Origin of the sequence: Niastella yeongjuensis (genome assembly GCF_900110245.1) — a bacterium.
Taxonomy (GTDB): domain Bacteria; phylum Bacteroidota; class Bacteroidia; order Chitinophagales; family Chitinophagaceae; genus Niastella; species Niastella yeongjuensis.
The window spans coordinates 94,987-115,699 of sequence record NZ_FOCZ01000016.1 but is presented as its reverse complement, the minus strand read 5'-3'; the positions used below and the strand labels follow the sequence as shown (position 1 = coordinate 115,699).

Here is a 20,713-nt window from a genome sequence, read left to right as displayed (position 1 = left end):
GTAAAATTCAGTTTCCTGCTCTTTATTTATTAGGGACTGGTAAAAATAAAAAAGCCTCCCCGGCGATGAGGAGGCTTTTCATCCAAATAAGTTATATCCTTAGAATTTAATCGTAATATCGGCAGTGACCCGGATAGGCATTTGCGGGGCCAGCCGGTACGACCAGTATCTTTCATTCGTCAGATTGTCAACCTTAACCCCTAAACGATAGTGTTGTTGATCGTAAAAGACGGTTGCATCCAATACGGTATAGGAGGGGATCTGGAATGAAAAAGTAGTGGTATTGGTCTGGAATTGTGAACTTCCGTAGTTGCCGCCAAAACCGGCGCCCAAGCCGCGCAGTTTCCCGGAAATAAGCCGGTAACTAAGCCACAGATTAGCCAGGGTTTGCGGACCTGCAGTAGCAGGACGAAGACCTTCCACATTTTTGTTGGCAGTTGTATAACGACTGTCATTGTACGAATACCCCGCCACTACGTTAAAACCAGGCATGGGATTGGCGATCACTTCTGCTTCTATACCCCGGCTGAGTTGTACACCATCCTGGATGGAATAACCCGGATGGTCAATATCGTCACGGGTTGTATTGGATACATCGATATGATAGTAGCTGATGGTGCTGCTGATCCGATGGCCCAGCAGGTCCAGTTTTATTCCACCTTCCCATTGATATGCCTGTTGTGGTTTAAAGCCAACGCCATTGAAATCTGCGCCGCCCGTATTACTAAACCCGTTCATGTAATTACCAAACAGGGAAAGCCTTTCGGGAAGGAGCTCATACACGATACCCAGTTTGGGTGACAACGCATTCTGCGTATAGGCGCCAGCCGTGGAGTCCTGTGCCGGGTAGTAGGTCCCTTTATTATCGAACCGGTCACCCCGCAGACTGAGCATCACATTCAGCTGGGGCGTAATATTGATCACATCAGAAACATACACGCCGTAAGTATAGATGTTAGTGCGATAGATCTGATAGGCGGCATGGGCAGCGGCCGAGTCTATTTTGGCAGCATTGAAATTGTTATAAGCCGCACCGGGATGCAGAAAGTTGATCGGCGTCATATTGACGGTGGGTGTATTGCGGTTACTTTTTTGATTGAAGACATCCACCCCAATCACCACCCGGTTCCGCAGGTTGCCAATCCGGGTATCGCCAATAAAGTTTTGCTGGATCTCAGTACCATTATAGGGGAAATCTTCTATCTGGGCCTGCTGCTGCAGGGAGTCATCGGTTTTTCCGTACCCGATGAGCTGCGTCACATATCCTTTGGTGGCAGAATAGGTACGGGTGTAGTTGGTTTGAGAACGCCAGCCTTCAGAAAGCTGGTAGTTCACCTGTCCAAACACATTCAGTTGTTGGGTCTTGTAGTCGAGGCTGTTATTGGTAAATGATTTTTTATAATCGATACCAAGGTCTTTGATATTAGTGATCTTTCCCTTTGTTGACGGCGTAAAACGAATGGGTGAAGTAGCATTGAAAGTAGAGGCCTCTACATCCAGTAGCAATGACAGCCGGTCGTTCACCTTATAACTAAAGCTGGGTGCCACCATCAGATTACGGGAGAAACCGGCATCCTGAAAGCTCTGTTGCGTTCCAACCGCCGCATTGAGCCGGAAAAGGGTATTGTGCGCCGTATCCAGCACCCGGTTAAAATCCATGGTCAACCGGTTCAGGTCAAAACTGGCAGCCGAGTAACTAAGCTCCGTGAAATTACGATCGACTGGTTTCTTGGTTACCCGGTTAAAAAGACCGCCAAAGGAGATCATACTACTGTTGAACAGCGTACCGGAAGGGCCTTTAATAGCCTCTACCCGTTGCAGGTTGGCCGGGTCGATGTTCGTATATACAAAACCGGAAACCGAGTTGCGAATAAGGTTATCGGTCATGAACCCACGGGCAAACATGGAGGTACGTCCCTGGTTGTACACTATGGGAATACCCGCGCCCGGAATATTTTTAAATATGCTCACATAGTCGGTGATCTGTTGCTCCTGCATGATCTCGCGGGTTACCACCGTATAGGACTGGGGATTTTCAAGATTCTTCAGGGGAAGACGGGCAACATCCTCTGTTTCCTTTTTATTGAACTTGTTATAAACACCGGTAACAGTCAACTCATCCAGCATCTTTTGCGCTGCATTGAGCCTGATAGTAAGGCTCAATGCCTGCGAACCCGTGATAGTAACTTGTTGTTTAATGGTTTCATAGCCTACCAGGGAAACCTCCAGCAAGTATTCACCGGGCTGCAGGTGACGAAAGGCAAATTTTCCATCCCCGTCTGTAAGCGCAAACTTTTTAGTGCCGGAAATAACAATGGTAACATCGGCGGCCGGTTTGCCGTCGCTCGTGGTAACAACTCCTTTAATGCTGCCGGCAGGATCAGGATCTGCTGTGACTGGCACCGTTCCCCGGTTAGCCGACGCATCAAGGGCTGCCGATTGAGCCGCAGCCGGTTGAACAGTAATCATTAAAAAGAATACTAATACAAGGGCACTGAAAATAAACTGGCCAATAGATATAGGGCGCATTCGGTACTGTAGTTTTTTGCGGACGCAAAATTACAACGACTGACACGCACCTGTTATCCGAATCGGGAAAAAGGGGTTACGCAAAACGGAAAAAATGTCAACCCTACAAATAACAACTGGCAATCAATAGATAAGGAATAATAAATCATTTCGATTTATCCCAAAGTTTGTTCATAACCACCTGTTGAAGCACCTGCTCCCGGTAATTGCGACTGATAGGAACACGATGAGCACCAATAAAGATCTCATTGCCCTGAATGCTTTCTATCTTGTTCACCGCCACCATATAGGATTTGTGCACCCGGATAAATTGCTCGTTATTTAAATGAGCTTCTTCCAGCATTTTCAGGGAATGCATGGTTATGTATTTGCCCTTACTGGTATAAATGGTAATGTAATTCTGCAAGCCTTCTACAAACAACACCTCGTCAAAATAGATCTTTTCATATTTGGTACCGCACTTAATAAAGAAGTAACTGGCAGGGGAGGAGGCGGCAGTCTGGCTTCTGGTAAGCAGGTGGTAATAATCTTTGGCTTTATGGACAGACTTAAAAAACCGGTCAAAAGTAACAGGCTTCAGTAAATAATCCAGCACGTTCAGCTGGAAACCTTCCAGCGCATATTCGGAGTAGGCAGTGGTGATAATGACCATTGGCGGGTTCCGGATCACCTTCAAAAAATCGAGCCCGGTTATTTTCGGCAGCTGGATATCGAGGAAGATCAGGTCAACGGGTTGTTGCGGCGACCATTTACTGTACTCAACCGCGCTTTCACAGGTAGCTATCAGGGATAAAAAGCTCACATCGTTTACATAACTGGCAATACCTTCCCGCGCCAGTGGCTCATCGTCTATGATTACACAGTTGATCATTTGTACATAATTGAAGGTGGGGCGATTTTGTTAACGCCTGCAGGTGCAGGCAGCGCTGACAGCTGTATTTGCAAGGCCACTTCATAACTATGGGGCCGGCATTGTATATCCAGGTTATATTTACCCGGATAGATAAGATCCAACCGCCTTTGTACATTTTTTAACCCGATGCCTTTGTAGGGCGTCATGGGCGTATAGGTATCGTATGAAGTACTGTTCCCAACAAAAAAATCCAGTTGGTTCTCACGAATGTGCAGCTTAACGGAGATCCAGTTGCGCTCACCGGGTTGTTTTGATACATGCTTGAATGCGTTCTCCACAAAGGTCATTAAGATAAAAGGGGCAATGCCAAAAGGAGCGGAAGCCACCTGGCTCACCTCGCTATTGACCTTTATATGGCTGTTCAGCCTAAGTCTTTCCAGTTCAACCGCGTTTTCGAGGTACATGATCTCCCTGTTTACGGGTATTTGTCCTTCATTACATTCATACAACTGATACCGCAACAGTTCCGAGAATTTGGCCAGGGAAACAGATGCTTTATCAGGATTTTTATGGATCAGAAAAAAGATGGAGTTGATGGTATTAAATAAGAAATGGGGATTGTACTGGTTCTTTAAAAAATTCAATTCCGTTTCCAGGTTTTCCTTTTCCAGCAGTTGCTGTCTTCGCTTTGTCTGGATCCAGTTTTTTGTAAGCTTTATACTCATAGCCAGGGTTGTGCTGGCCAACGTAGAGGGCAATGCGATGCTATAAAAATAATACAAACAGTAATTACCCGGGCCATAAAGGGCTTCAAAGCTTTTCCCGGTAACAAAAGCACCCAGGTAATAACCGGTAACAATAAGAGAAGCCGTGCCCAGGATGGTTATCAGCAAACAGGATATATAAAGTGTAAACCTGCTTTTTTCAAGAAACCGGGGTATTAAATAATACAGGTTGAAATAAACCGCTATTGCCTGCCAGCCCACATAGAACGAGAATTTGATGGCATAAGGTAAAATGATCATGGCACTGGCGGCTTTGAGAGGATTACCCAACGCCACTACCCACCATACATAATGATACAGGCACCAAAAGGGTAAATGGTAAAGCTTATATTTTATCAGCCAGTGCCGGTTTATTTTTACGATAGACATAATAAGGCCCCCTTCCTTTAAAGATACATTGATATTTAATCTTTAAGGAGAACGCCTGCCGGAACGGCTGAATTAATTGACCACCTACACAGATTTATATACAAACGGGAAAATGTTTCGATCTAAAGTAAGATCCCCATTGCCTTTTTACAACGGGGATCTTTATTATTTCTATTCCCACCATAAAAGAGGTGGTTGATTGGGGTCGGTTGAACTTTTAAATGGTCTATAGGCAGGTGGCGGCGCAATACCTGCCGGCAGGTTACTTACCTGTAAAGAAACTATCATACTGCTGAGCAGCTGCGCTGTATTGTATGAAATAGCATTGGGTTGAGCAACCCCATAATTGCTGTAACAGTCATCATACAGACAATTTACAGTAGCCGGATCGACAGTATAGAAAACAGCATTAAACCTGTTCGTTATAGCTGCCTGTTTAACATAGGCATAGCAATTATATACCGTATCGTTTGAAATACCATTCTGGTTCTCGACTATGAAGCCGGTAATACCTCCACCATAATTAGCAACGACAGAATAATTGCTGTAGCACATATTCAGGTGGGAAAAATAAATGGCTGCGGTTATTCCGCCAACCTCATCCGCTTCGAGTGTACCGTTAAATGAACAGCCGATAATCCGGCCATAATTGGTTTCACCGGCAATACCGCCTACCTCGGACCAGAATCCGGCAGCGGACTTTATACTACCCCGGGCAGAGCAATTGATAATATTGCCCCAGTTACTACCCGCAATTCCACCGCAAATACCAGGGCTGGTCGTTTTGATACCAGCAGCAGATAATTCCAGCCTTACGTTTTTTACGATTACCTCGTCGTCAATGTATGAGAATAAACCCACATAATCTAACGGCGAGTTCGCACCACGGGCGGGAGTTAAAATGGTCAGATTGGTAACCTTATAACCACGGCCGTCATAGTTAGCCGCCAGCGGATATTTAACCGGAGCGGTAGAAAATACAGTATCCGGAAAAGCAATATCCTGCGTCTGTACAAAAGTGTCTTTCAGATTATTACCGGTGAAATTGTTGATGGCCATCAGATCTCTGTAGGAGCGGATAATAAATTCTTCTTTTTTCGTAGTACCCGAAATGGTAGTAGCCGTTGCATTATTGAAACGGATATTTATGGTCAGGGTGCCGTCCTTATAATTGTACAGCGAATAGGGATTGATCGTAGCATTCCCCCCGTTATCTGTTTTTCCGGTGCCTTTAACGAGTGTGTCGGTAGTCTTTTTCATCCCATTGCTGCCGGCGATCTCCCAGGTAAAACTTGTGTTGCCGGTAGCATCTTTGATGGTAGCTAACGTCTCATTACCGCCCGACAAAAATAGTTTTACCAGGTCAGCAGTGCCATAACGCGACAATGTAAAAGTAGCTGTTGATTGAGGTGTGTTCGGTGGGTCCGTAATGACGTCATCTGTTGAACCATTTTTTTTACAGGCAAAAGTAGCCAACAGTAGCCCCAATGCACATAGGTAGGCGATTCTCATATGTAGCGTTTAAGTGAAATGAAAGATAATAAATACAACTGGTTAGTACAACCGTTATTTTTACATCAGCCCTTAACACAAATTTTCATGCATTTAAGAGCCCGTTTATCACTTATTTCATACCCCAGTTTAGTGGCCTCCTTAAAATCAGCACAGGCCCCTTTATCGTCACTGGTATTCATCTTTTCAATACCCCGCCAGTAATAGGCACTGCCGTCGGGCCTAAGTTCGATGGCTTTTGTATAATCACTGATAGCAGCCTGGTGGTTATTCAATTCATAATTGACATTTCCCCTTTCAAAATAGGCATCCCGGTAATTGGCATCGAGGGTAATTGCCTTGTTAAGGTCAGGCAAAGCGTCCTGGTACTTTTTCAGGTCCATTATAAAATAAGCCCTGTTGTAGTAATAATATGCATTGGTAGAATCTAACCGGATGGCTGTTGTAAGGTCACTTACACCGCCTTTGGGATCATTTAACCTGGCCCTCGCAACGCCCCTGAAACTATAGGCATCTGCGTTAGCAGCATCCAATTGAATGGCCATGTCCCAGTCCCGGATGGCAGCTTTGTAATCGCCCTGCATTTGCAGCAACAAGGCCCGGGTGTCGTAACTGTATTTGTAAGCCGGGCCTACTTCAATGGCTTTATTGCAATCTGCCAGTGCACCGGTATAATCTTTCAGGTTCTTTTTAACAATGGCCCTGTTGTGAAAGGCCCTTGCCGATTGCGGATCCAGCTTGATGGCCATGGAATAATCGTCTATGGCCCCTTTATAATCAGCAGCTTTACTTTTTGCATTTCCCTTTACAATATATTCTTCGGCAGTTTGAGCATGTAATTCGAGTAGGGTAAAAAAAGAAAAGATTAATAGTAATGATTTCATGTACTAACTTTTAATTATGAACATTGATGCAGAAAGATAAGATTTACATACATCATAGTTAACACAAAATCATATCCTAACTTAATCTAATCTATAAACGAATCAGCGCCTTAATTAAGCGGTAAGGTCTGTGGTGCTTCGTCGCCAAACTTTACTTTTACCACCAGGTTAAACGGCGCATAATATTGCGAAATGATCTTATAGATCTTTACTTTGCTTTGCTCGCGGTAGTCTTTATTCTGTTCAATCTGCTGCCGGGAGGTCGTGTACAGCTTTTTTTGCACGTCGGTATACGTTTCGTCGTCGGAGAACATGAACCAGCCCTTTTTATTGGCCGTTTCCATCTGGTCCAGGCGCAATTCGTAGCTCAGCAATTGCGTTGGGGGTAAGGTCACCACTACTTCTTTTTCACCCACCGCTACTTTAAAATTGTTTTCGTTCACATTCACGCCAAACTTGGCCGTGTAAGGTACCGTTACCCAGATCGTATTTTCAGCAAACATTTTACGGAAGTTATCTTCCCAGCCACCGTCGTTGGTGAGGTTGCTCCTTTTTATAGAGGCAGTTCCCTGTACTTCCAAACTGGCGAGCTCTGCAATTTCACGTACAATAAGGCTGTTAGAGAGCGTTCTTTCACTTACTACCCGGGCGCCGAAGCGTTGGCCCAGCCAAAACACCAGTACAATAGTCAATACCAATACGAGCCAGATGATCAGTTTTTTCATAGATTGTATTTTACAGTTGCCCCCATTTTCCACTGGCAACAACCGGCAAATTATGATGAAATTATTGAATTTGGAAACACCCCTGTTTTTACCCCTTAAACCACTGACGGTTGTCAGCTTTATTATTGTTTATCGCTGTCATGATAACACTAATTTAATGAACAGGCGTTAGTATGCGTTTTTAGGAGCGCGTTAACATTTACAACTATACTTTTGGGTTGTTGCCAATAACCAAACCCTTAAATGAGAAATTATTCCCTTTGTCTTGTCTTGATCCTGTACTGCCAGGTCATTTCATCGATCGCCCAATCACAACTACAAAAGATCTATCTCCATCCCAAAGCGTCCGGTAGTGAAAAGCAATCAAAATTTGTAGACTCTATCCGGTTTATCCCGCTGGAGATAAAAGACGATATTCAATTCAGGACGTATGCCGGCGTTGAAGCAACCGACAATTACTTCCTCTTAAAAGATTATTCCGGTAAAACAATTGCGCTGTATTCAAAGAAGGGCCGATTTATTAAAAAAATCAGCTATAAAAAGTTGGGCGATTTTTACCCGCAATACGACGAATTCAATAACCAGATCTTTTTCTTCGGAAGTAATAAAAATTATAAACTTACCTCGCGCGACAAGATAAAAATAAAACTGGCCTGGAGCAATCCGCGTAATAAAAAGTATTTCAGCAAGTACATCATCGACCTCAACGACGCATCACCCGTTATTAAAAAAGTCATCCCCCAGCAAAACGACATTCTATACGCCAATCAATATGGAGATGATCTGTATGCCATGGGCAGGATCAGCACAAGCGAATTGTACAAAGACAGCCTGGACTATGAGTTTAAAATTTACAAAGGCACCCAATTGGTAAAAGGTTATTTCCCTTACAATCGTATTAACGAACCCAGGTTTATATACAAAGAAGAAGGTGTTAGTTTTATAAAAACAGATACACCTGATATCCATATTGTTTCCCGCCCTTTTTGTGATACCATTTTCAAACTGGTGAATGATAGTTTACTACCTGGCTACCAACTGGTACTGCCTTTGGAAAACAGTTTGCCGGCCTGGTATTTTACCAGGCCTTTTAAAAATAAAACCGAACGGGATAATTTTGAACGCAACAACAGCTGGATGCTCCACCAGGTATATTCATTCTATGAAACACCGCGATTCATTTATTTCGGGGTAGGTTATCTCTATAATTACGAGACCTACATCTACCAAAAGCAAACCAATACCAGCTTCAAAACCAAAAATATCAAGTCGGATAGCAGTCAGTATAATTTGTCGCTCCTGGCAGATTATGGCATTTCACACAAGGCAGACAAATTCTACAAAGCCCAAAATGCCGGCGACCTGCTTACCTTCTTTGAAAAAAACAAGAATGTGCCGGTACCCCCTGATCTGGACAGTTTTATAAAAAGCCATCCACCCGCCACCACACCCGTGATTATTGAATTCAAACTCAAAAATTAACCTTGAAGCAGACCCTTCTTACCTGTGTTTTTATAACCCTGTCCGCACTTGCTTTTTGCCAAACCGGTAAACTAACAGGCTCGGTTATGGACGCAGCAACCAAAACACCCCTTGAGCTGGCAACTATAACTGTTTTCGGTCAGGATTCAGCTGTTGTTTCCTATAAGTTATCCGATAAAAACGGCCTGTTCACCATTGATAAATTACCGATTAAACGCAAATTGCTGGTAAGCGTTTCTTATACCGGCTATAGCAGTTTCCATACAGCCATTCAACAGGATACCGCAAAAACCGACACCCTCAACGCTTTATTGGAGCTAAGCAGTAAAGACACAGTGGTAGTAACCGCCGGCATTCCCGTTAAAATGAATGGCGACACCCTGGAGATCAACCCCGCCGCATTTAAAATGAAAAGCGACGCCGTGGTAGAGGAATTACTGAACCAGGTTGCCGGTATTACCATCTGGTCTGATGGCACCATAACCGTCAATGGCAAAAAAGTACAAAACCTGCTGGTTGACGGGAAGCCGTTTATGGGTTCTTCAGATCCCCGTGTGGCCACGCAAAATCTTCCAAAATCAGCGATCGATAAAATACAGCTTTACCAGGAATACGACCGTAGTAAGGTGGGGCAGCAAACCACACCGCAGGACTCCCTGCTCACCATGAATGTGAAGCTGAAAGAAGACAGTAAAAAAGGCTACTTCGGCAAAGCAGGCGCCGGTTATGGCACCCGGGACCGCTATGAGGCAGATCTTTCTTTTCAATTATATAATAAGAGGAGCAGTGCCGGTATAGGCGGGGGAATCAATAATATCAATAAAAGTATCGGTAACCTGCAGGAAATGTTTCAAAACAATACCTACCGGAATTACAACCCCAACTTATACAATGTAGGCCGGTTTGGCACCAATGGCATCAATAAAAACCATTCATTCGGCGGTGTGGTGGTGCATAATTTTATAAACTCCGAAAACAGCCGGCAAAACGACCGGCTTACTCTTAATTACAATAAAACAGGTACCGACGCGTACATTACCGATAAAACTTATCAAAGCATAACCACCAGCGGTCAATCGCAATTCAGCCAGGATGAGGGCGTACAAAACAACCAGCAGAACAAACATGATATTGGTATCAATTATTTAAAGACCAATAGTTATAACGATAACCTCGACGTAAATGGTACCGTAGGTACCAACAGGGAGAATGGGAACTCGTACCGTTCCGTGGAGGTAAGGGATTCTGCCAGTCAGTTACTCAGCAAAAGCCAAACTACTACAATAAACAACCAGCAGTCGGATAACGAATCGCTGCGGGTAAATTTTGGCAAAATGAATGAGGAGCGCCCTTTGACAAGTTTTGGTTCTACCTTAAATGCTACCCGAAGCAATACGGTATCAGAAAAAGATGTGATCAGTGATTTTGAGTCATTAACCGATATAAGTAAAAACCTGTACAACAACCGACACTACACCACAAAGAATGAACGGCTGAACGTAACCGGATATGTTGATTATTCAGGTTTTAAAAGGCTGGTGCTGGGGAGGTACAACCTGTTTGGTGTAAACCTCAGCCTTGGTCAATGGGTCAACTATACCCGGGAAACGAATAATACGGTGGTAACCGATTATGACACGGTAATAAAGAAGCGTAATTTCAACACCATCCTTTCCAACTATAACAAAAGAGAAGTGATTGAATACACGCCTTCGCTGTCGTTGTCAAAGGAAATTTTCAAGTGGGTCGACACCTATTACCACATTTTTTCCATGCAGTTCAAACTGCTGGATGATCTTAAAAACGACCGGAACACTTCCTCCTTTCAACAAAGGAACCTTGACCGTTCCTTCCAGTTTATCCGGTATGAGGGATCATTCCGGTACCAATACTTCAAACGGGAAAAATACCGGTATTACGGAATGCTCAATTATTCAAAAACGATGGAGTATCCTTCCATTGACAAGCTATACACCCTGGTTGACAATATCAATGCGTATGAGATCAGAAATGGCAATCCAAATCTTCGAAACACCATTAACCACGCCATCAGCCTGAATGGTGATTATAGTACCGACAATAAAAAATCGCTGTATGCAGTGAATGGTAATATTAATGGCAGATACAACCTGGCAATAGACCCCGTAACCGACAGCACCTTCTATGACCCTTCCGGTAAAAGGTATTATTATTATACAAATGCCGACAAAGCCACAACCCTCAGCCTGAATTACAATTTCAATATCTCCAGGAGGTTCAATAAAAACAACCTTCAGCTGATGTACAAAGGGGAATTCAGGACCGGCAAACAACCTAACTATATAGACACCCTGAGCAATATCAGTAAAACCAACAGTTTGCTTAATCAATTTACCCTTCAGTTTTCATTAAATTCGATCCTTATTCTTACTGCCGGGCAAACTATCCAAACCAATAAAACCACGCCCACTGCTGCCGGGCTCAGTTCTTTTCAAAATATTAGTAATACGTCAAAGTTCGGGTTGGTTGTCAATTACCCGGCCGGGTTTACGCTGAGCAGTACGGCCGATCGCATCTCCAACTCAAACCTCGATAAACCTATTGTTCTCTGGAATGCGTTTGCCACCTACCGGTTTATGAAACAGCAGGGTGAACTGAAATTTTCGGCCATGGACATCCTGAAAAAATACCAGAATATCAGTAACAGTGCCAATCAGTATGGTACCAGTACCCGAATCACCAATGGATTGCAGCAATATTTCCTGTTGACGTTCTCCTATTATCCACGAAAATTTGGCAAAATGGAGTTTAAAAAGAAATAAAGCCAATTGACGCGGTCAGTATTATAAACCAGACGAATAGGCATGAAATACTGACCTTGAGCAGGAAATTTTTCAATGTATCTATTATCATTTACATTTACTTTCTTAATTTAATATCCTTCCCAGGTCTCCCTATCTGTTCCCTTATTTTTCAACTTTAATTATACTATTACACCAGTATCAGGATTTAACATATTGGTCAGGTAGTGGTATATATTACTGCATATACATAAAATAAGGTTTATGAATATTCTTGGAATCAATTACTATTATCACGACTCCACTGCGTGTATCGTATCCGATGGTAACCTAATTGTTGCAATCGAAGAAGAACGAATCACCAGAAAAAAGCACTCCACGGAATTTCCCATTAATGCCATTGCTAAATGTATGGAAGTGGCCGGGTTAAAAGCAGCAGACATTGATCATGTCGCCATTTCTGTAGACCCCACCCTGGGCATGGGAAAAAAGATTTTTTATGGTCTGAAGAACCTGCGTCGTAGTCGCCAATTCATCTGGCAGGAACTACTGATGAATTTGCTTTGGAAGCGCAAGCGTTTTTCCAACTGGTACGGAACCCTTTTCAAGGAAGGACATAAACCTCAGGTTCATTATGTTCCGCATCACCTCTCACATGTGGTAGGTACATTTTTAATTTCACCTTACGAAAGTGCTGCGTTATTATCTGTAGACGGTTCGGGTGAATGGGCAACTACGTATATGGGCAAAGGGAAAGGCAGCAGTTATACCTTTTTCAGACAGGACTATTTTCCTATGTCGCTGGGTTCGGTATATGAAGCAGCTACGCAATTCTGCGGTTTTATTCCCAATTATGACGAGGGAAAAACAATGGGGCTTGCACCGTTAGGCAACCCGCATACCTTTTATGATAAGGTGTCCCGGATCTTTTGGATCAACGACGATTTGTCGATAGGCGTAGATCTTAGTTATTTCCGGTATCAACGGTATTCCCAGGTGCGGTTCAGTTCCAAATTTGTTGAAACGTTTGGCGAACCCCGCGATAAAAACAAACGGGCCAAATTCGAACAGCATCACCTGGATATAGCAGCGGCCTTTCAGTTACACCTCGAAGAATGTATGCTTAAACTGGCACGCGGGTTACATAAAAAAACAGGGGAGGAGTACCTGGTCCTTTCCGGTGGCGTGGCACTTAACAGCGTGGCCAATGGCCGCATTGTTCGGGAAAGCGGTTTTAAAGACATTTACCTGATGCCGGCAGCCGGGGATAATGGAACGGCGCTGGGTGCCGCTTACTACGTGTACAATTGCATCTTAAAAAACAAACGCGGTTTTGTACATATAGATCCGTATGTGGGTCCTTCTTATAGCAACAAGGAGATTGAAGCTATTATCGCAACCTGCAAATTGTCGGCCACCCACTATACCAATATAGAAGAGAAGACGGCTGAAATTTTGAATGAGGGAAAAATTATAGGGTGGTTTCAGGGAGGTATGGAGATCGGACCACGATCGCTCGGTAATCGCAGCATCCTGGCCAATCCAACCCTCAAACACATGAAAGATAAAGTGAATGCGGAAGTAAAACACCGGGAGGCATTTCGTCCCTTTGCGCCTTCCTGCCCCATAGAGGACGTTCCGAAATACTTCGAGCAGCATGTAGCTGATCCCTTTATGTTGAAGGTGTGCAATGTGTTGCCCGAGAAACGCGATGCAGTTCCTGCCATTACGCATTTGGATGGAACGGCCCGTTTGCAAACCATTCATAAGGAAACGAATATCAGGTTTCATACCCTGTTGAAAGAGTTTGAAAAACTGAGCGGTGTTCCGGTGTTGCTCAATACAAGCTTTAATGTAATGGGCGAACCGATCGTTGAATCTCCCTATGACGCCATTCGATGTTTTTTCACTACGGGACTGGATGTTTTGGTACTGGGTAATTACATTATTGATAAAAGTAATTTAGGAGCCAATGCCCTCAAGGATCATAATAAATTCAGTCAGTCTATTTCTCAGGGAGCGGTATCATTACCGGCCATTCCTGCTACGGTTATCAGCAGCATAATATCTTTATGCGTAGACGTTTTATAGTTGTGTGGTGACTTGAATTAACAGTAAAAGGCAGCTTGTGCCGATCATTTGATCAACACAAAGCTGCCTTTTTCCTGGATCACAGCTCCTTAAAACGGAATAAATGTATTGTCCTTTTCATTGGCATCCACAAATATGCCGCCATCCAGTTTAAGCGTTTTTACCTTTTTTCTGGTTTTGATATGTACGGTTATTGCCTGTTGATTTTGTTCCCAGACTATGGGCGTTTGGTGAAAGCTTTCAGTAGATCCATCGTCATAAGTAGCGATCACATCAAAAGGAACAGCAAACCCGCCAATGTTGTTAATGGACAGCGCATATCCTTTGCTGGTTTTATCAGCTTTGGTAAGTGCCAGATCGATGTAACCGGTTGTATAGAACCAGTTATGGAAGAACCAGTCCAGCTTCTTTTTAGCACCTTTTTCCATTGAATAAAAATAATCCCAGGGAATAGGATGTTTGCCATTCCAGTTATTCATGTAATTGTGCAGCGCCTTCTTAAATAATTTATCACCCAGCATATCCTTCAGGGCCAGGTAACTCAGCGAAGGTTTGCCATAGGCATTGTTACCACCGCCAAAGGTAACATCGGGACTGGGGGTAATAATAGGATTTTCTTTTGTATGGGGGCCATGCGTCCACCGGTCAACGCGGAATGTTTTATAAAACGCATCGGCGGCTTTTTGTCCTTTCTCGGCTATGCCAATCAGGTATTCAAAAGTGGTGGCCCAGCCTTCGTCCATAAACGCATAATAGCTTTCATTGGTACCCATGTAAAAAGGGAAATAAGTATGCGCCTGCTCGTGGTCCTGCACCAGCTGGGCAAAAACGAGGTCCGGGGAATGAGAGTCATTGATCATCATGGGGTATTCCATATCGGCAAACCCCTGAAACGCATTGGACTTTGAATAAGGGTAAGGGATTCCGGGCCAGTTATTCGAAAACCAGGCCAGTGAATTCCTGCCAAACTGTACCGAATGATGAAAATCGGTGGCTGAATCGGCGAAGGCGGCCTGCATACTTACCCGACGTTTGGTTTTATTATCAACGATAACACTGGCAGCATCCCAATCGTAATGGTCACTGATGCCGATTGCGATATCGCTTATATTAGTTGCCGTCCATTTCCACGTATTACGCGCATTTTGTGTAGTAACTTTTTTATTGCCCCAATCGGCCGGGGTGGCCACATGGATGGTAGAATCGCTTGTCATGGATTGTTGCAGGCGTGCGGCAATGGCCGGTTGTAACACGTCAGCAGGGTTTTGCAGGGTGCCGGTAGCCCACACCATAAAATTGGCAGGTACAGTAACCTGTACCGTATAGTCGTTGAAATCGTTATAAAACTCAAGCGAACCATAATGGGGTTGGGTATCCCAGCCTTTATAATCGTCGTATACAGATACCCGGGGATAAAAATAAGCGAGGTAATAACTGGCTGAATCTATGATCCCATCGCGCGCAGGGCTGTGCAACAGGGTATAATGCCAGGTAATGTTGAGCTTTACGGAATCGTGCGGCATCAGTGGCGCCGGCAAATTCACCGGTTGATTGGTAAAAATTGCTTTGGCGTTGTCCCACTCCAGCTTTTTACCCTGCACCATGATCTCGTCGACTTTGATGGCGCTGGCCTCGCGAAAATTCATGATCAGCTTCATATTCAGGCTGCTCAGCGTATTGGGACTGTTATTAAAATAAACAATTTCCTCCACACCTCTAATGGTGCTGTCTGGCGGCATTACCGTCAAATTGATCGCGTAACGTCCATGGTTTTGCCAGTAGTTTTTACCAGGTTTACCGTCTGGAGACCGGGTACCACTATCGTAGGCTTTTTGAATTTCGGCAGGTATGGTCAGCGTTTGCGCACCGGACTGCAGTGCCAGGAAAAAGGTAGCCAGGAGGATTAATTGTCGTATCATAAATTACAGTAAAACTGTAAAATAAGTGGTAATCTGTTCATTTTCAAAAAATAAACTGGGGGATTGGGCATTTTAGTGTAAAAGCGGTAGCACCGCATTGAATCCTCTTTGGGTGCTCTTTGCGCTTTCGGGATTGGAAAAGCAATTGAAAACCCACCGAGGATCCATCGAGGAAAACGGGCATAGCGGAATTCCTGTTATTCAGGAATCCACCATTCCCATAATTTGGTGTTGCCGTATTTTATCAGTTTGCCCATACCCTTCGACCCATATTCACAAGGATCTCCGGGTACCCATCCCGGTATCGCTCCCGTATTGTAACTGACTTTGTTAAAAGCGGGCGACTGTTGTAAACTGAGTTCAGTGGCTTTACCCAGGTAGGTACTTAATCCGCCTGCCAGCACACTTCTTCCCAGAATATTGAATCCTTTTCCGTCCCAATCCCAGGTATTGGTATGAGGATTGTATTTTTCCAGTACCTGGGTTCCTCCATCCTTTAAAACGCTGCCGATACCTTCAGACAATGCTCCTTTTGTCGAAGAAAAGAATCCCACTTTCCCTCCTGTACCAAAAAGTTTATCTACTTCCCCTGACATATATTCTGATGAAAATCCCACATCCAGGGAAGCTAAAAACGAATACCCGGCTATAAGCCCGAACGCGCCCCAGTCGCTGGCATCATGAATCTGTTCCTTGTGTTCGTATAGAGCTGGTATGTCCGCTAAAGCGTAGGACCGAATAAAGGTCTTCGCTGCCTCTCTTTCGGCGGCTGCTCCTGCTTGTGTTGCTACTCGTGCTCCTGCCAGGCCGCCACCCATTGTCAGGTAGGCCCCCTCAGCAATGACTGCGCCTGCAGCTCCGCTTAAAAATGCTTTGCCGCCCCAGTCCCCTTTCTCAAGGCCATAACTCACATAACCTATTACAAAACCTACGGCGGCTACAGCTACATCATCCCAGACATAATATCTTCCGTTGGGGTCTCTTCCTTTCAGCCAGTTGTTGCCCATGGCCATGTAGGGGCTGGCAAATTGCGCTGCGGGATCCTGTGTATGCCATCTTCCAATCTGCTGATCATAATATCTTGCACCGAAATCATATTCTTCCAGACCCGTTCCATCATTAAACTCCTGGTTTTGCATTTCCATGCCCTGGTAGTGATTGAAATTCGCCCCTTTATTCCATGCACGATCGCTGATACCGGCCATGGTCAGGCCCACCGGATAATAATGGGTTTCTTCCACCAGGGGACCGCGCTGGTCTACTACCTGCAGGTTATCAAAATATACATCAATATTACTTTCGTTGCTGCAATAAACGTACAGGTAGCCGTTAGCGATCATGGGAAGGTTCAACTGGCTATGCGATTTAACCATATCACCGGTACTGCTCACCAGGTCGGTGCCCATACTAACCGGCACAAACTGGTCGTTGAACAAAATCCAGTTGATGGCTGCTTTGGGCGATACGGTGGGATTGGTTGGACCGGGAGTGCCATTCAGCAGGCTGGTCAGCGGTACGGTAGTGGCAGCGGTGTTGTTCAGCACGCTGCCCGTGGCTGCTCCGTGGCTGCCGGCAAAAACAGCAGATGTTCCGGCAAAGGCATTTACCAGGCTGCTGAGCACCGAAGCTATCGGGAAGGATGCCGGCGTTGTACCGGTATTGTGCCAGATGCTTTTGCCCAAAATGGATATTTTGTCGCCGGCCATGACTTTAAGGGTTATGCCCAATCCGAATTTATCACCGGTTTGCCCGTTCAGTTTGTATACCTGTGTGCTGGTGGCATTGGGGTTTGGATTGCCGGGATTGGATATACCGTTGTTGTCGTCATAATTGCCCGCAGCAGGCCACCAGGCAAGGGATGAAACCGGAATAACATGGGCGGCATCGTTAGTGATGTTATAATAGTTCTGCTCCTGGCCGATGATGGTGGCGGATTCCAAGGTAACCGCCGGATAAATATCCTGCTGCACCTCATCGGTCAATACCATACGCACGTTGTTCACCTGGTCGCGGATAAAATAATCAAATACAAAGGCCGGGTTACCACTGGCTGATACCGGAAGAAAACGTATTCTCCCTTCCTCATGCCTGATAAACTGCAGGCGATCGGTATATTGCAGGGATGCCAGTGCCGTATTGGTATAAGAAAGGCTTTTGTATACAAAACCGCCTATATAGGTAGTGGTAGTGGTGATGCCGGTATTATTGCTGACGCCATTGAATACAACAGCCGCACTGTCTTCCGTAGTGATTTTCTGCAGCTTATTTCCCGCGGCATCATAGATGTATTGGATCGTACCTTTATTAGTAACGCTCACCTGTTTGGGCAGGTCGAGGTAATTGTAAGCAATCGCAGGGATGGCACGGTTCACATCGCTGGTCACATTCCCGTTGGCATCATAGCCATAATCCACGCTGGTGGCAGTTTTGGAACCCGTATAATGGAAATCGCCCAGTATAGTCTGTGGCGTATTGGTATTATAAGCGCTGTTATCAATAACATGCATCAGCCGGTTGCTGTTATTGTTATTCAGGTAAGTATATGCGAGACTGTCCGTTTGCCGGGAGCCGCCCGGCAGCCAGCCTTTCTGGCTCATGGCGCTGATGTTCCCGTTGGCATCATAAGACATGCCGCTTACGCCAAAATCTATACCCGCGGATTTGTTGAACTGGGCCCCGGCCTGCTGGTTAAAATCGGCAGCGGTCAGCCTGTCGACTTTATCATAGCTGTAGTCATATTTTCTCAGCTGGTTATCCCCTTTGCTTTTCCATACCGTTCCGGCCACGTTTCCATTATAAGAAGCCAGCGTATAATTGCCGATGGTTTGTCCATCACTGCTCATAATGGCCGTTTTATCGTACCCGAGATCAAATCCAAAATAATTGGTGCCGGAGGAAGCCGATTTGGCAAAGGACCTGTTGATGCCCAGTAACCAGCTCCTGGCATTGTATTCATAAGAGAGGGTCTCCATACCCGCGCCCAGTGTCTTTTGTTTTAACTGGCCCAGTTCATCGTATTGGTTGGTAAGAAGGGTTACCGGGGCTGCATTCACCGTTACCCCGTTAATTGTACTGTTCACCGTTTTCGTAACGGATAGTAGTCTGCCCGCGGCATCATAGACCATTGCACTGGCCACCAGGTGCGTTTGGGCATTGGCGCCATTTTTATTATGCACTACCAGGGTTCTCAGTAGTTTGCCGTTCCAGCCATACTGACTGGTGGCAATGTCTTTTCCCCCGGTGATATTATTGCTTTGGGATTGTATAATTCTTTCATGGTCATCATAAATATTTGCGGTGTAGAGTTTTGGGGCAGAGGCACTCAACACGGCTGTCATACGTCCCGTTACCAGTCCGTGGCGCAGGTTGCTTTGTGTAAGGGGAGTAGCATAAGCAGGTGTGCTGTTATAGCTGGTAATAAAATAATTGTTGTTGCCGGTATAGGTCTGGTCAAGCGAACCGGAAAGGGTAGTGCCCGGCACCCAGTTATAATTGTCATAGAAAGTATTGGTTAAAGTGGTGAGGCTGGAGCCTGCGGGCAAAGGACTGTTGATGCCCTGGGCTGTTACGAATTGCTGTAACTGGGTGAGGGTACCGGTGTAGGAAATGGTTCCTGTCGTCACTGGTCTGTCCAGTGCGTCATAGAGGGTACACAGCCATTGTGCATTTGCCCGCATATTGCCGTCTTCCACCATCACCAGCCTGTTGCGGACATCGTATACCATCCATACTTCGCCCTGGCTGCCGGCAGCCGTACCGGGTGCTTTTTGAATGATGGGCCGGTTCAGGAGATCATATTCACAGCGATAACAAAATTCGTCGGCAAGGGTTTGCGTAATCCCCCATGTTCCGTCAATTTGCTGCACCACGGCCGGCGGTATAATAAAGCGCAGGTTGCCATAGTCATCATACACATAATAAGTGCAAAGCCAGCCGGCATGCGGGCTGCCCGTTGTTCCGCTGTCGGCAGCGGCTGTATTTTGTATCTTCTGTAAAATCACCTGGCCGTACATGTCTTTATAGTCAATACGCTGGTGTCCCTGTTCATCGGTTGCGATTGATTTATACAAACGGCCTTGTGTATAAGCACCCGTGCTAACAGGCAGGCTTCCGGGGGCAGCCGCGATATCCCAGATGCGGACGTTATCGGTGGTAGTGTTGGTCAGCGACCATTGCTGTACCGCATGCTCAGAGGTGGTCGATTGACTGCCTGCCCAATTGAGACCGGGTGAAAAAGTGCTGAGTACCCTGTTAAGCGGGGAGGCTTCATACGTGTTCCGGCTGTAAGCCCAGTTCAGGTGGGCAGGACCCGTATTGGTTTCTCCCGGCTGGCCATTTAGCTGGTTGTTGTAAAAGGCCACCTGTTGCTGAAATGGATCGGTCTTAAAATTGCCATCATTGGTAATATCACCGCTGGTGGCTGCATTGGATACAAAGGGCAGGTATCGTACCTGTTCCCTTCCAAAGGTATCATACACAGAGGCCGTCACCATATCATTGCCTGAAGGACTTGTTTGTTTAACGACTGACTGTAGTGGTCTGCCAAAGCCATCAAAGTATTCTGTCGTTTGTATTACTTCCCGGGGCGTTTGACTGCCTGAGAGCAGATCGGTTTCGCTGCTTATTGGTTTGCCGGGTATCCATTTCCGGACGACATTACTTTTCATCGTACTGCTATAAGGCGCAGGGGGTGGTAGTTGTGCAGTTGTCGTTCCGCTCACGAAGAGCAGGCTGCCTGTCAATAAACTGCTGATACAAAGTCTCCAAAACATATAATTATTTTT

Annotated in this window: 11 protein-coding genes; 3 read left to right on the top strand and 8 right to left on the bottom strand. The window is 45.3% G+C overall.

Translation table 11 applies throughout. The features are described from left to right. Nucleotides 1-99 precede the first annotated feature (99 nt). The 6 genes from BMX95_RS29530 to BMX95_RS29505 form a co-directional block, all read right to left on the bottom strand. Nucleotides 100-2,529: a TonB-dependent receptor gene (locus tag BMX95_RS29530; protein ID WP_081202855.1), complete on the bottom strand. Its 2,430-nt coding sequence runs from the start codon at nt 2,527-2,529 to the stop codon at nt 100-102. Between the two features lie 145 nt (nt 2,530-2,674). Continuing rightward, the gene (locus tag BMX95_RS29525) at nt 2,675-3,400 is read right to left on the bottom strand and encodes a LytR/AlgR family response regulator transcription factor (protein ID WP_081202856.1); all 726 of its coding nucleotides are present in this window, start codon (nt 3,398-3,400) and stop codon (nt 2,675-2,677) included. Continuing rightward, nucleotides 3,397-4,536 carry a sensor histidine kinase gene (locus tag BMX95_RS29520; RefSeq protein WP_081202857.1) on the bottom strand — a complete coding sequence of 380 codons (1,140 nt, stop codon included), beginning with the start codon at nt 4,534-4,536 and terminating at the stop codon, nt 3,397-3,399. The genes BMX95_RS29525 and BMX95_RS29520 overlap by 4 nt, the downstream gene beginning before the upstream one ends. Before the next feature lie 171 nt (nt 4,537-4,707). Next, complete coding sequence (locus BMX95_RS29515) at nt 4,708-6,048, bottom strand: hypothetical protein (protein WP_081202858.1); 1,341 nt, start codon at nt 6,046-6,048, stop codon at nt 4,708-4,710. Nucleotides 6,049-6,113: 65 nt separating this feature from the next. Continuing rightward, complete coding sequence (locus BMX95_RS29510) at nt 6,114-6,932, bottom strand: tetratricopeptide repeat protein (RefSeq protein ID WP_081202859.1); 819 nt, start codon at nt 6,930-6,932, stop codon at nt 6,114-6,116. 110 nt (nt 6,933-7,042) lie between these two features. Then, entirely contained in the window at nt 7,043-7,657 is a 615-nt protein-coding gene (locus BMX95_RS29505) for a DUF4230 domain-containing protein (RefSeq protein ID WP_081202860.1), read from the bottom strand. 243 nt (nt 7,658-7,900) lie between these two features. On the opposite strand from BMX95_RS29505, the gene BMX95_RS29495 reads away from it, so the two are divergent. From BMX95_RS29495 to BMX95_RS29485, 3 genes are all read left to right on the top strand, one after another. After that, a complete protein-coding gene (locus tag BMX95_RS29495) occupies nt 7,901-9,139 on the top strand; it encodes a 6-bladed beta-propeller (RefSeq protein ID WP_081202862.1) in 1,239 nt (412 codons plus the stop codon). Nucleotides 9,140-9,141: 2 nt separating this feature from the next. Then, complete coding sequence (locus BMX95_RS29490) at nt 9,142-11,940, top strand: TonB-dependent receptor (protein ID WP_081202863.1); 2,799 nt, start codon at nt 9,142-9,144, stop codon at nt 11,938-11,940. 243 nt (nt 11,941-12,183) lie between these two features. Continuing rightward, on the top strand, nt 12,184-14,010 hold the full coding sequence (locus tag BMX95_RS29485; protein ID WP_081202864.1) for a carbamoyltransferase family protein: 1,827 nt from the start codon (nt 12,184-12,186) through the stop codon (nt 14,008-14,010). A gap of 89 nt (nt 14,011-14,099) precedes the next feature. Here the strand turns inward: BMX95_RS29485 and BMX95_RS29480 are convergent, their stop codons facing one another. Further along, nucleotides 14,100-15,929: a M1 family metallopeptidase gene (locus BMX95_RS29480; RefSeq protein ID WP_081202865.1), complete on the bottom strand. Its 1,830-nt coding sequence runs from the start codon at nt 15,927-15,929 to the stop codon at nt 14,100-14,102. A gap of 197 nt (nt 15,930-16,126) precedes the next feature. Beyond that, nucleotides 16,127-20,701, bottom strand: coding sequence for a DUF6443 domain-containing protein (locus tag BMX95_RS29475; protein ID WP_165759034.1), 4,575 nt, complete (start codon nt 20,699-20,701; stop codon nt 16,127-16,129). Nucleotides 20,702-20,713 lie beyond the last annotated feature (12 nt).

Coding starts and splice junctions, on each gene's coding strand:
- BMX95_RS29530 (WP_081202855.1), bottom strand. CDS start 2,529: ATGCGCCCTATATCTATTGGCCAGTTTATTTTCAGTGCCCTTGTATTA.
- BMX95_RS29525 (WP_081202856.1), bottom strand. CDS start 3,400: ATGATCAACTGTGTAATCATAGACGATGAGCCACTGGCGCGGGAAGGT.
- BMX95_RS29520 (WP_081202857.1), bottom strand. CDS start 4,536: ATGTCTATCGTAAAAATAAACCGGCACTGGCTGATAAAATATAAGCTT.
- BMX95_RS29515 (WP_081202858.1), bottom strand. CDS start 6,048: ATGAGAATCGCCTACCTATGTGCATTGGGGCTACTGTTGGCTACTTTT.
- BMX95_RS29510 (WP_081202859.1), bottom strand. CDS start 6,932: ATGAAATCATTACTATTAATCTTTTCTTTTTTTACCCTACTCGAATTA.
- BMX95_RS29505 (WP_081202860.1), bottom strand. CDS start 7,657: ATGAAAAAACTGATCATCTGGCTCGTATTGGTATTGACTATTGTACTG.
- BMX95_RS29495 (WP_081202862.1), top strand. CDS start 7,901: ATGAGAAATTATTCCCTTTGTCTTGTCTTGATCCTGTACTGCCAGGTC.
- BMX95_RS29485 (WP_081202864.1), top strand. CDS start 12,184: ATGAATATTCTTGGAATCAATTACTATTATCACGACTCCACTGCGTGT.
- BMX95_RS29480 (WP_081202865.1), bottom strand. CDS start 15,929: ATGATACGACAATTAATCCTCCTGGCTACCTTTTTCCTGGCACTGCAG.
- BMX95_RS29475 (WP_165759034.1), bottom strand. CDS start 20,701: ATGTTTTGGAGACTTTGTATCAGCAGTTTATTGACAGGCAGCCTGCTC.